The organism is Fibrisoma montanum, assembly GCF_003583365.1.
Classification (GTDB): domain Bacteria; phylum Bacteroidota; class Bacteroidia; order Cytophagales; family Spirosomataceae; genus Fibrisoma; species Fibrisoma montanum.
The window spans coordinates 398,245-410,512 of sequence record NZ_QXED01000005.1 but is presented as its reverse complement, the minus strand read 5'-3'; the positions used below and the strand labels follow the sequence as shown (position 1 = coordinate 410,512).

The following is a 12,268-nucleotide window of genomic DNA, read 5'->3' as shown; positions in this document are numbered from 1 at the left end:
GCTATGAAACGACTCCTTATCCCGCTGCTCTGTAGTCTGGTACAAATGGCCTGCCAGTCTGACGACGACAAGGCCGACGCGTACGGCAATTTTGAGGCCGTTGAAACCATTGTCTCCGCCGAAGCCACAGGTGCGCTCCAGCAGTTTGCCGTGGAAGAAGGCCAGCCCCTGAAAGCCGGGCAGACCGTTGGGCAGATTGAAACGACCCAACTCCAGCTTCGGAAAGCGCAGCTCGTCGCCAGCGAGCAGGCCGTTCGCAGCCGAACGCCGGATGTAGCTGCTCAGCTGGCTGCCTACGAACAGCAGATTGCCGTTCAGCAGCAACAGCTACGTACCCTCGAACGAGAAAAGGAACGGTCGCAGAACCTGATTGCTGCCGGGGCCGCGCCGACCAAACAACTCGACGACATTGTGGCGCAAATGGCTGTTATCGAACGGCAGATTGCCCTGATTCAGAAACAGCGGGCGGCTCAGGCATCGGCGCTGGGTACGCAACGCAGCGGTACGGTGGCCGAAACGGCTCCGCTGGTTCAGCAGGTAAAACAGATCGACGATCAGATTCAGAAATCATCGGTCGTGAACCCGATTGGCGGGACCGTGACGGTGAAATATGCCGAGCCGGGTGAAGTGGTCAGCTACGGAAAGCCGCTCTACAAGGTAGCCGCCCTGGACAACATCACGCTCCGGGCTTATGTAGGTGGCGATCAGTTGGTGAATGTAAAAACAGGCCAGAAAGTGAAGGTGTACGTTGATGCACCCAACGGCCAGCTGAAGCCCTACGAAGGCACCGTCACCTGGATTTCGAGCAAGGCGGAGTTTACGCCGAAGGTTATCCAGACGAAAGACGAACGTGTCAATCTGGTCTATGCCATGAAGATCCGCGTCAGAAACGACGGGGCGCTCAAGATTGGCATGCCCGGCGAAGTACGGTGGAAATAATCATCACTACTGTCCAACAACGCGTATGGATGCGATTGTCATTGAGCGTATATCAAAATCGTTTGGCGAAACCAAAGCGGTGAACGACGTATCGATGTCCGTGAAAACCGGCGAACTGTTCGGGCTGATCGGGCCGGATGGTGCCGGTAAAACGACCCTGTTCAAGATACTCGTCACGCTGCTTCGTCCGGACGCGGGCCAGGCGACCGTAGCGGGTTTCGACGTGGTGAAGGATTACCGCCGACTGCGGACAATGATTGGTTATATGCCGGGCCGGTTCTCTCTCTACCCGGACCTGAGCGTTGAGGAAAACCTGACTTTTTTCGCGACGGTTTTCGGCACAACCATTTCCGCTAACTACAACCTGATTCGTGATATCTACGTGCAGCTGGAACCGTTCAAAAACCGCCGGGCAGGGGCGTTATCGGGTGGTATGAAGCAGAAGCTGGCGTTGTGCTGCGCCCTGATTCATAAACCCGACGTGCTGTTTCTGGACGAGCCGACCACGGGTGTCGATGCCGTATCGCGGAAGGAGTTCTGGGAGATGCTGCAACGACTCAAGATACACGGGCTGACGATGCTTGTTTCAACCCCCTACATGGACGAGGCTAACCAGTGCGACCGGATTGCGCTGATGCAAACCGGCCAGATTCTGGCGATTGACACGCCAACGGGCGTCGAGCAGTTGTTCGATAAACCGCTGTTCGCTGTCAAAGCCACTGAAACGTACCAGCTGATTCAGGACTTACGGCGGGCTCCGTTCACGGAAACCTGTTACGCGTTCGGCGAATACCTGCACCTGACCACCCACGCGGGTGTCACGCCCGAAACCGTTAATCGCTACCTCATAATGCATCAACATCAGCACAGTGAGGTAAAACCAATTCAGGCGGGTATCGAAGATAGTTTTATGGCACTGATGCAACATGGATAAGGCCGTCGTCACTAATAAATTAACCAAACGCTTCGGCAATTTTGTGGCTACCAACGAGATCACGTTCGAGGTTGCGCAGGGCGAAATCTTTGGGTTTCTGGGGGCCAACGGAGCCGGAAAAACCACGGCGATTCGGATGCTGTGCGGTTTACTGAAACCATCGTCGGGCGAGGCCCGGATTGCCGGATTCGACGTATACCGCCAGACCGAACAGATCAAGCAGGTCATTGGCTACATGAGCCAGCGGTTCTCGCTTTACGAAGACTTGACCGTTCGGGAAAATATCCGCTTTTATGGCGGTATTTACGGACTGAGCCGTGCCGATCTGAAAGCCAAATCCCAGCAGATTATTGAGCAACTGAACCTGGGCAGCGTAGCCGACAAACTGGTCGTTGACCTGCCCCTTGGCTGGAAACAGCGGCTGGCCTTTTCGGTAGCGCTAATACATAATCCAAAGATTGTGTTTCTGGACGAGCCAACGGGTGGCGTCGACCCAATTACGCGTCGGCAGTTCTGGGATATGATCTACGAAGCCGCCGACCGGGGTACTACCATTTTCGTAACGACCCACTACATGGACGAGGCCGAATACTGCAACCGCGTGTCAATCATGGTCGACGGTCGCATCAAAGCGCTCGATACACCCAACCAGCTGAAACGCTCATTCGACGTTGATTCGATGGACGGTGTTTTTCAGATTCTGGCACGCGGTACATCAACAAAATGACACATTAATCAACGCTAAAAAGCCAATCAAGTATGGACACTACAGCGCAAACAGAGGTATTAGTGGTGGGTGCCGGACCAGTCGGACTTACGCTGGCCAACCTATTGCACCGCCACGGCGTACGCTATCGCCTTATCGACCAGGTGCCTCCGCGGCCAGTGGTTGAGTCGCGGGCGGAGGGCGTTCACATTCGGACGCAGGAACTCTTTGAACAGCTCGGTTTTGCCGAAGAGGCCTTTGCCCTCGCTCGTCCACTACTGGCAGCTACCCTGTACGCGGAGGGGCGTGTTCTAGGCAAAATTGATTTTCGGGAAACGGGCCTATCGCACCCGAACCCAATCATTCTGCAACAAGGCCACGTCGAGCAACTGCTTGCGCAGAACCTTGAACGGCACGGCGGCCAGGTTGAGCGACCACTCGCGTTTCTCGACTTCACGCAGGACGACGACCACGTGAACGTCCGCCTGCAACGGCCCAATGGCGAGATCGAGACGGTGCAGGCTCGGTTTATGGTGGCCTGCGATGGCGGCCGAAGCACAGTCCGGCGCCAGCTAAACGCCCAGTTCGACGGTCAGTCGAACCCCAGCCAATTTGTACTCGCCGACGTATCGATTGACTTTGCCGATGAACCGCTCAATGGAGACCTGCATCTGTTTCTCGACCCGCTGCTACTGTTTGGCCAACTAGCCGATGGCTATTGGAAAGTAGCCTCCATTGCGCCCGACGGCTTCTCTCCGGAGGCTAGCCCCGACGACATTGTGAAGCAGCTACAACTAACGGCCGACAAACACGGTATTAAATGCTGGATACACTCACCCCGCTGGACTTCCTCGTTTCGCATCAGCACCCGCATGGTGAGTCAGTTTCGGCATGGACGCGTACTTCTAGCGGGCGATGCGGCCCATATCCACAGTCCAATGGGTGGTCAGGGTATGAACGAAGGCATGCAGGATGCCCTGAATCTGGCCTGGAAACTGGCCTACCACCTTCAGGGGAAGGCGGGACAGGACCTGTTGGACACCTATCAAGCGGAACGTGGTCCGCTGATTGCCGACGTACTGAACGATACGGCCCTGATGAGTAAAGTGCTGTTCTGGTCGCACCCGATGCTGTTGGCCGCCCGGAACAGCGTCATGGGGTTCGTTACCAATCTCGATGCGGCCCAGCCGGTGCTGCGTGAGCTTTTCTCGGGTGCCACACGAGCGTATGCATCCAACCCAATTCTTCGGCAGCGCACCCAAACGCCGGGCGAGTACTTCAGCAACATCGTCCATGGCATTCTGCACCCTAATCCGGCCGACGATCTGGCCTTTGCGGGTGGTCCGGCACCCGGCGTTCGGGCCCCGGATGCTACGGGTATCTCGGCCAATGGACAACCACCTCAACGGTTGCTTACTCACCTGGCGGGCGATTTCCGGCATCGGCTGCTACTGTTCGGGGGCGACCATCTTAGTCTGGAACGGTATACGCGACTGTACCAATACGCTATGCAACTCACCAAACAGCATGGCGACTGGCTGCGACCGCTGCTCGTATTACGACACCAGCCCGAAGCATCGCTGAATGATTCCAAGCTGCTCATCGACACGGTGGGCCAGTTACACGACCGCTACGGAGCCAGACACGAATGCCTGTACCTGATCCGGCCCGACGGGTTTATTGGCTACCGAAGTCAGCCGGTTATGTCCGACGATTTCAGCGAGTACCTGAATCACATCTTCGCATTGGGTGATCGAATTGAAGCGATTGCCTGAAAAGAAGGAAGTAAGGAGAAAGGGAGTAAAGGACAAATAATTTGTTCTACTCCCCTTCTTCCTCTCCTTGCCCCCTAAAAATATGAACCGATTCCTCGCTTTTGTCAAAAAGGAGTTCTTCCACATTCTGCGCGACCGGCGAACGCTGCTGATTCTGTTTGGCATGCCGCTGGTGATGGTCGCGCTGTTCGGCTTTGCGCTGACGAACGAAATCAAGAACGCCAAAATCGCCCTGCTCGACTTCGATCATGGTCTGCACAGCCAGCAGATTACGAACCGGCTGTTATCGTCGGGCTATTTCAGATTGGTGGAGAATGTGCGCTCATACGAGGGTATTGAAGCTACGTTCCGGCGGGGTGAAGTCAGGCTGGTGGTGGTCTTTCCGCCCAACTTCAGCAACGACTACGTACATGGTCAGCAGGCTCAGGTACAGCTACTGGCCGACGCGTCGGAGCAGAACACCGCCATCAGCCTGACTAACTACGCCACAAACATTATTCAGGGCTACGCTAACGAACAGAATCCAAGTGGCAGCCAGCCTGTCGCCCAGATTAACGTAGAGCCACGGATGGTGTTCAACCCAGAACTGAAAGGTGCCTTTGTGTTCGTACCCGGTGTAATGGCCATGGTCCTGTTGCTGGTGTCGGCCCTGATGACGTCGGTCACCATTGCCCGCGAGAAAGAAACTGGCACCATGGAGGTGCTGATGGTATCGCCCCTGACTCAGCCGCAAATTCTGTTCGGTAAAGTGCTGCCGTATTTGTTGCTTTCGTTCCTGAACGGCTGCCTGATTATTGCACTGGGCGTGTTTCTGCTGGGAATTCCCCTTAACGGGAGCCTGGCATTACTGCTGGTCGAAACGCTGCTGTTTATCTTTCTCGCTCTCTCCATCGGCATCCTCATCTCCACCATTGCCGACACGCAACTGGTGGCCATGTTTGCGTCGCTGCTGATTATGCTCATGCCAACCATCTTCCTGTCGGGCTTCATTTTCCCCATCGAAAGCATGCCCGCGCCACTGCAAATTATTTCTAACGTAATTCCGGCGAAGTACTTCATTTCAATCGTGAAAGGCATCATGATCAAGGGCGTCGGGTTGGGCAATTTGTGGAAAGAAACGCTGGTACTCATCGGCATGTCGGGTGTATTTACGGCCATCAGTTTACGCAATCTGAAATCAAGACTCAGCTGACATGAACCGCACCTTATTTCTCATCGAAAAAGAATTCAAGCAGATTTTCCGCAATAGCGTCCTGCTCCGGATGATGATTGCGGCACCTGTCCTGCAACTTATTCTGCTCACGTACGCGGCCAACTTCGAGGTCAAAAACCTGACTATAGCCGTCGTCGATGGCGACCACACCACCTACGCTCAACGGCTGACCGGCAAGTTTCGCTACATCGATAATTTCCAGTTTTTAGGGTACCTCCCGGCCTACAAGTCGGCGTACCGGGAGTTGTTAGCAGGGCGAGCTGACCTTGTTTTGGTGATTCCACCCCATTTTGAGCGAGACCTTGGCAAACAAAATGGGGCGTCGCTGCAACTGCTGGTCAGCGCTATCGATGGCTCAAAGGCAGGCATTGCAACCGGCTATGCGCAAACTATTATCCGCAATTTTAACGACGACATCCGCGCCGAAATCGTCAGTATCGAACCCGGCAGCCGGCCTGTACTCAACGTTGAGAACCAATACTGGTACAACCCCCGACTCGAGTACAAAACCTTTATGGTGCCGGGTATTCTGTTCGAGTTACTGATTCTGGTTGGCGGAATGATTGCCGCCTTGAACATTGTGCGCGAGAAGGAAATCGGCACGCAGGAACAGCTGAACGTAACGCCCATCAAAAAGCACGAGTTTATCCTCGGCAAACTAACACCCTTTGTCCTGATTGGGCTGGTTCAGTTTACAATGGGACTGCTGGTTGGTATTTTCCTGTTCAGGATTCCGGCCGAAGGCAGCATTATGCTGATGTACGGTTTTGCCTTTCTGTTTCTGCTGCTTTGTGTAGGACTTGGCCTGCTGATCTCGGCCATTTCGGACACGCAGCAACAGGCCATGTTCGCCGTGTTTTTCTGCCTGGTGCTGTTTATTCTGCTGAGCGGTCTGTTCTCATCAACCGAAAACATGCCGCAGTGGGCACAGTACGTGAATCTTGTCAACCCACTTCGGTATATCATCGAAGTAGGCCGCAACGTCATGCTGAAGGGCAGCTCGTTCCGGGATGTGCAGACGCAGTTTTTCGCCCTGCTCATCATAGCCAGCTCGCTGATTGGACTGGCGTCATGGCGCTACCGCAAAACGGTATGAGCGGTTATTCAATCAGCCCATCGCGGATCGTGAGTGTCCGGTCGGCCATACCGGCCAGTGCTTCGTTGTGGGTTACGATAATGAAGGTTTGCCCCAGGTCCGAGCGAAGCCGGAAAAACAACTGGTGCAGGTCCTCGGCGTTGCGCGAGTCGAGGTTTCCGCTGGGTTCGTCGGCGAAAACGATAGCGGGTTGATTGATCAGCGCCCGGGCCACGGCCGTTCGCTGCTGTTCCCCTCCCGACAGTTGAGAAGGCAGGTGGTTGAGCCGGTCGCGCAGACCGAGCGTATCCAGCAGCGACTGCGCCCGCTGCCGAACCTCTTTTTCGTCTTTTCCGGCAATAAAACCCGGCAGACAAACATTCTCGAGCGCCGAAAATTCGGGCAACAGGTTATTAAACTGAAAGACGAATCCGATGCGCTCATTGCGAAACCGGGCCAGTTGCCGATCGTTCAGCCTGGATACGTTCTCGCCATCAATGGTCAAGTCGCCGGAATCGGGCCGATCCAACGTACCCAGGATGTGCAGGAGGGTGGTTTTGCCGGCCCCCGAGGCCCCAACGATCGATACTACTTCGCCCGGCTCAATGGCCAGGTTAATGCCTTTTAGAACGGGTAAGCTGCCGTATGACCGGCGTATGTCGGTGGTTTGGAGAAGGGGCATTTGCTAAGCGTATGGGTTTCGGCTTACGGTTTTCGGCCCGGGACAGTCGGCGGTTGATTCCTCTGGTGGATGATTCTACCCTACCTGGCAACCGGGAGCTCTGAACCGAAAACCGTAAGCCCGTAAACGGAAAACTCGTTTTTCTGGCTAACTTGCCTCGCAAAAATACGATTTCCAACAATCCTTGTTGCAGTTGTCATGAATATACACGAGTACCAGGGGAAAGACATCCTCAAACGCTACGGCGTCCGTATTCAGGAAGGCATTGTGGCCGAATCGCCCGAGAAAGCCGTCGAAGCCGCCAAGCAGATTATGGCGCAGTCCGGTTCCAAGTACGTCGTCGTGAAGTCACAGATTCACGCCGGTGGTCGCGGTAAGGGCCGCATTCGCGGTATGGAGCAGCGGGGTGTGGCCGTCGCCAAATCGGTCGACGAAGTACGCGACATTGCTAAAAACCTCATTGGTAACGTACTGGTTACCCACCAGACTGGTCCCGAAGGCAAGAAAGTCAACAAGGTGCTCGTCGCTCAGGATGTGTTCTACCCCGGTGCTTCTGAGCCGAAAGAGATGTACATCAGTATCCTGCTCGACCGGAGCAAGGCCTGCAACGTAATCATGGCCAGCACCGAGGGCGGTATGGACATTGAAGAAGTAGCAGCCAGCACGCCCGAGAAGATCGTAAAGGAGTGGATCGATCCGGCCGTTGGTCTCCAGCCGTTCCAGGCCCGCAAAATTGCGTTTGGCCTGGGTCTGGAAGGTGAAGCCTTCAAAGAGATGGTAAAATTCGTGACGGCTCTGTACAAGGCGTACGTTGATACCGACGCATCGATGTTCGAAATCAACCCCGTACTGAAAACCTCGGATAACAAAATTCTGGCCGTTGACGCGAAGGTAAACCTCGACGACAACGCGCTGTACCGCCATCCTGACCTGGCCAATCTGCGCGACATCACGGAGGAAGACCCCCTCGAAGTCGAAGCATCGGCCAACGACCTCAACTACGTTAAGCTGGATGGCAACGTGGGCTGTATGGTAAACGGTGCAGGCCTGGCTATGGCAACGATGGACATCATCAAACTGTCGGGTGGCGAGCCGGCCAACTTCCTCGACGTAGGCGGTGGTGCCAATGCCAAGACGGTAGAAGCCGGCTTCCGGATCATCCTGAAAGACCCGAACGTAAAAGCTATCCTGATCAATATTTTCGGTGGTATCGTTCGCTGCGACCGCGTTGCAACGGGTGTGGTAGAGGCCTACAAAGCCATCGGCGACATTCCGGTACCAATCATTGTGCGTTTGCAGGGTACCAACGCAGCCGAAGGCGCCAAGATCATCGACGAGTCCGGCCTGAAAGTACAGTCGGCGGTTGAGTTAAAAGAAGCCGCTGAAAAAGTGCGGAATGTTGTTCAGGAAATGGGCCTGTAACAGAACGCAATCACTTTCCGCCGTCGGCACAGTCGATAGCCAGTCACCAAGAAGCCGCGTCAGCTAGTCCTGCACGCGGCTTCCTGCTTTTTTCATGTTGAGTTACCTCAACATCGCTGTGTTTCTTCCGCTACTTCGCCGTACGGCGTTTGTAATAACCTTACACTCCGGAACCTCGCCCCAACCAAACCGGCATAAGCTGGTACGCTTATCTGGCAGGGCCTGGGGGTTAACTATCATTAGTCGGGAGTATTTTCAGTCCGGCTCAAGTTGATCGAAAACAAAAAAGGAGCGTTGCAGAACGCTCCTTTTTTGTTGGTTTATGCTCATTACGGCGTCCCTGCCCGGGGTGCTGTTTGGTGAACCTGTTTAGTCAACCGGTTGATCTCCTGTTCCTGCGTTTGTGCTTTGAAATAGTAATACAGCCCAAACACGAGAAATATCTTTGACAGAATAAATACGGCGATGAAAGCAGGGCGCCAGTATTTGTGCACCTGAATGTGGGTATTGCTGACCTGTACATCAACGTAACCGGAGCGGTCGGCAGCCGGTTCGTCGGTCGGTTGATATTGATGCTGGTAGGGCGCTTCGTAAGGTTTTACCTCCTGTTGAGTAGCCCGCAACTCAATCCGTTCGCGCAGAGCCGGTGGGGGCGGAACAGCGCCCTGCAGAAACTGACTTTCCAGTTTAACTTCCAGTTTGTCGAGATACAGGCCAATTTCCGGATGCGTAGCCACCATGTGCTCCACCTCCCGCTTGTCCTGGTCAGAAACCAACCCCAGCACATAAGCCTCCAGCAGGCCACTCGATATATAGTCCTCTGTTTTCAAAAGTGGTTACGGTTTTACGGTTACGCCTGACGAAAAGATACAAAGTAATCGTGAATCGCTTTCAGCACATCGGCCTTCTGTAATTGAAGCTTTTCGGCGATCGTATCAATAGAACAACTCTGACGGAATGCCAGTTCAAACACCACCTCCGGCAAACTTCCTTTTGCGGCCGTTCCGGGCTCTATCGGCTGCGGAAGAGGTCCCTGCAGCCGGGCTTTGGCTTCCAGCGCTTTCGCCCGGGCCAACCGAACAATGGCCACGGCCGTATTGCCGGGATAATTCACATACTGCTGCAATTCCGGCGACGAAAACATATCGACCAATACCTCCTGCGCTTGCTGAGCCTGAGGAAGTATCTGAAGGATAATTCCGTAGGCCATTGAGCCGTAGCGATCATAAAGCGCGAGCTGCTCAGCAGGTTTTGCAATCGCCTGTGATGCTACTCGTCCGCCGGGTCGTTCCCATTCATTCATACTGCGACAAGTTCTCTGTAACGCTGGTAAATTTAGACTATATACTTAACTGGTTTGTTTTTCAATTAGCCCTTGCGGTTTATTTCAGCCAATCGACTGAAAGCAAGCAAATCCCCCCCTTCATCAGAAATTTACTACGTTGAAAAAGCTAATGAGTAGCTTATGTCGATAAACAAAACAGGCGTCAGGTAAAACACCGTCCAGAGGGTAGATTTGTTACTTATTAATGTAAAACTAAGTAATAACTCATTATGAACCAACTTGCGGATCCGCTTAATCAATGACTTAAACTGGCTCTGTGTTACCGCATACGTCTAATACCAAGTTGTTTCGAATTGATTTACGGCTCAAAACACACTACGCATTCACTTATACGTAATGTAGCTGTATAAACAGGAAAGGGCATCCGTGCGAGAAAGCACGGATGCCCTTTCTTATAAAAAAAGCCGCTGACAGCTAGTTTACCGGCCGCTTTTATAGTACTTCATGGCCTCCGGAATGAGTTTTTTGAGGTCGTTGATCCGGCGCTGATCCGACGGGTGCGTCGACAAAAACTCGGGTGGTTTCCGACCACCGCCGGCCTGCGCCATCCGGCTCCAGAAATTAACGGCTTCCTGCGGATTATACCCCGCCATCGCCATGAAAATCAAGCCTAAACGGTCGGCCTCCAACTCCTGTTTACGGCTATGAGGCAAGGCCCGTCCAACCTGGTAGGCCACCGGCAACGTAGCCCCAACGGCCTGTAGCAGCAGCGAATTTACCTGGCTACGGCTGTTCTGAGCCACGGCCCCGGTATAGACCTGCCCCGCCTGGATAACGTTGGTTGCAATGAGCGATTCGCTCAACCGTTCGGCGCTGTGCTCGGCCAGAGCGTGCGAAATTTCGTGTCCCATCACGGTGGCCATACCCGCTTCATTCTGGGTGTAGGGCAGGATGCCCGTGTAAACGGCCACCTTCCCGCCCGGCATACACCACGCGTTTACCTGCGGACTTTGAATCAGATTGAACTCCCATTGAAACCCATTGATCCGGCTCCCATAATTGTTAGCTTTCAAATACGTTTCCATAGCGTCTTTCAGGCGATTGCCGACCTGACGTACGAGCTCGGCCTGGTTATTTCCGCGAATGACCTGGCTCGTATCCAGCACCTCACGGTAATTCTGGGCGCTCAGCGCCAGCAACTCATCGCTCGAAATAAGTTTAAGTTGATTACGCCCTGTGATGGGTACTTTCTGGCACCCAATAGCCAGCCCGATCAGCAGCATAGCAATCAATCCTCTTTTCATTGGTCTATCTGATTTTAAACAAGTGATTATTCTGACAGTATATGACCCGCAAGAGGCCGTATTTGTTCCAAATATTTCAGAATGGTCGTGGTCAGGTTATCATTACTCCTTAGATTTGCAGGTCTGCCTGTCAATTAAGGCCGTGCTGAAGACCTCAGTCTGAAACAAAGGTTTCCTGAAGCTTCCAGGAAGCATTGATCTGAATTTGCCATATGAAAATTATTGCCGTCGGGCGCAATTACGCCGAACACATCAAAGAACTCAATAACGAACAACCCGACGATCCGGTCATCTTTACAAAGCCCGAAACGGCTATATTACGTACAAACGAACCGTTTTATTTCCCTGACTTCTCGACTGACGTCCACTACGAAGTAGAAATTCTGGTGAAAATCAGCCGAACCGGCAAAAACATCGACGAAAAGTTCGCCCATAAATACTACGATGAAATCGGCATTGGTATTGATTTCACCGCCCGCGACCTGCAATCGAAACTGAAAGCCAAAGGCCTCCCCTGGGATCTGGCCAAAGGCTTCAACGGCTCGGCACCGATCTCCCCCTTTGTTCCTAAGACCGAGTTCGCCGATCTCCAGAATCTCAACTTCCGGCTCGATATCAACGGCGAAACCCGCCAGCAGGGCAACACGAGCCTGATGCTGTTCAAATTTGATTACCTCATCTCGTTCGTGTCGCGGTATTTCCTTCTGCAGCAGGGCGACATCCTGTTCACGGGTACACCCAAAGGCGTAGGACCGGTTCAGGTTGGCGACCGTCTGACGGCCTACCTTGAAGACCGCAACATGCTCGAATTTGACGTTAAATAACCGAGTAAGTTTCAGAACGAGTTGAGAACATACCTTTTTATAGCCGGACTTATCGGACTGCTCAGTACGACAGCCGCATTGGGGCAGGCCGGCCGACCCAGCGAGCCGG

12 protein-coding genes are annotated in these 12,268 nt (G+C 53.7%); 8 read left to right on the top strand and 4 right to left on the bottom strand.

Features of this window, described 5'->3' with window-relative positions:
• Positions 1-3: 3 nt before the first annotated feature.
• From DYU11_RS18675 to DYU11_RS18650, 6 genes are all read left to right on the top strand, one after another.
• Entirely contained in the window at positions 4-939 is a 936-nt protein-coding gene (locus DYU11_RS18675) for an HlyD family secretion protein (protein WP_119669223.1), read from the top strand.
• Positions 940-964: 25 nt separating this feature from the next.
• A complete protein-coding gene (locus DYU11_RS18670; protein ID WP_119669222.1) occupies positions 965-1,873 on the top strand; it encodes an ABC transporter ATP-binding protein in 909 nt (302 codons plus the stop codon).
• The gene (locus tag DYU11_RS18665) at positions 1,866-2,600 is read left to right on the top strand and encodes an ABC transporter ATP-binding protein (protein WP_119669221.1); all 735 of its coding nucleotides are present in this window, start codon (positions 1,866-1,868) and stop codon (positions 2,598-2,600) included. Before DYU11_RS18670 ends, DYU11_RS18665 begins: the two co-directional genes overlap by 8 nt.
• A 32-nt stretch (positions 2,601-2,632) precedes the next feature.
• Entirely contained in the window at positions 2,633-4,354 is a 1,722-nt protein-coding gene (locus tag DYU11_RS18660; RefSeq protein WP_119669220.1) for an FAD-dependent monooxygenase, read from the top strand.
• An 82-nt stretch (positions 4,355-4,436) separates the two neighbouring features.
• Positions 4,437-5,546, top strand: a complete 1,110-nt coding sequence (locus DYU11_RS18655; protein WP_119669219.1) for an ABC transporter permease — start codon at positions 4,437-4,439, stop codon at positions 5,544-5,546.
• 1 nt (position 5,547) lies between these two features.
• Positions 5,548-6,663 (top strand): ABC transporter permease, encoded by a 1,116-nt coding sequence (locus tag DYU11_RS18650; RefSeq protein ID WP_119669218.1) that lies wholly within the window; start codon positions 5,548-5,550, stop codon positions 6,661-6,663.
• Between the two features lie 4 nt (positions 6,664-6,667).
• Here the strand turns inward: DYU11_RS18650 and DYU11_RS18645 are convergent, their stop codons facing one another.
• Positions 6,668-7,324: an ABC transporter ATP-binding protein gene (locus tag DYU11_RS18645; RefSeq protein ID WP_119669217.1), complete on the bottom strand. Its 657-nt coding sequence runs from the start codon at positions 7,322-7,324 to the stop codon at positions 6,668-6,670.
• 198 nt (positions 7,325-7,522) lie between these two features.
• On the opposite strand from DYU11_RS18645, the gene sucC reads away from it, so the two are divergent.
• Positions 7,523-8,746: an ADP-forming succinate--CoA ligase subunit beta gene (gene sucC / locus DYU11_RS18640; protein ID WP_119669216.1), complete on the top strand. Its 1,224-nt coding sequence runs from the start codon at positions 7,523-7,525 to the stop codon at positions 8,744-8,746.
• Between the two features lie 329 nt (positions 8,747-9,075).
• On the opposite strand, the gene DYU11_RS18635 is transcribed toward sucC, so the two are convergent.
• The 3 genes from DYU11_RS18635 to DYU11_RS18625 form a co-directional block, all read right to left on the bottom strand.
• Positions 9,076-9,576: a hypothetical protein gene (locus tag DYU11_RS18635; RefSeq protein WP_119669215.1), complete on the bottom strand. Its 501-nt coding sequence runs from the start codon at positions 9,574-9,576 to the stop codon at positions 9,076-9,078.
• A 20-nt stretch (positions 9,577-9,596) separates the two neighbouring features.
• On the bottom strand, positions 9,597-10,049 hold the full coding sequence (locus DYU11_RS18630; protein ID WP_119669214.1) for a hypothetical protein: 453 nt from the start codon (positions 10,047-10,049) through the stop codon (positions 9,597-9,599).
• A 461-nt stretch (positions 10,050-10,510) separates the two neighbouring features.
• The gene (locus DYU11_RS18625) at positions 10,511-11,335 is read right to left on the bottom strand and encodes a M48 family metallopeptidase (RefSeq protein WP_199736742.1); all 825 of its coding nucleotides are present in this window, start codon (positions 11,333-11,335) and stop codon (positions 10,511-10,513) included.
• Positions 11,336-11,547: 212 nt separating this feature from the next.
• Here DYU11_RS18625 and DYU11_RS18620 point away from each other — a divergent pair, with 212 nt between their 5' ends.
• The gene (locus DYU11_RS18620; protein ID WP_119669212.1) at positions 11,548-12,159 is read left to right on the top strand and encodes a fumarylacetoacetate hydrolase family protein; all 612 of its coding nucleotides are present in this window, start codon (positions 11,548-11,550) and stop codon (positions 12,157-12,159) included.
• The last annotated feature ends 109 nt before the right edge of the window (positions 12,160-12,268 follow it).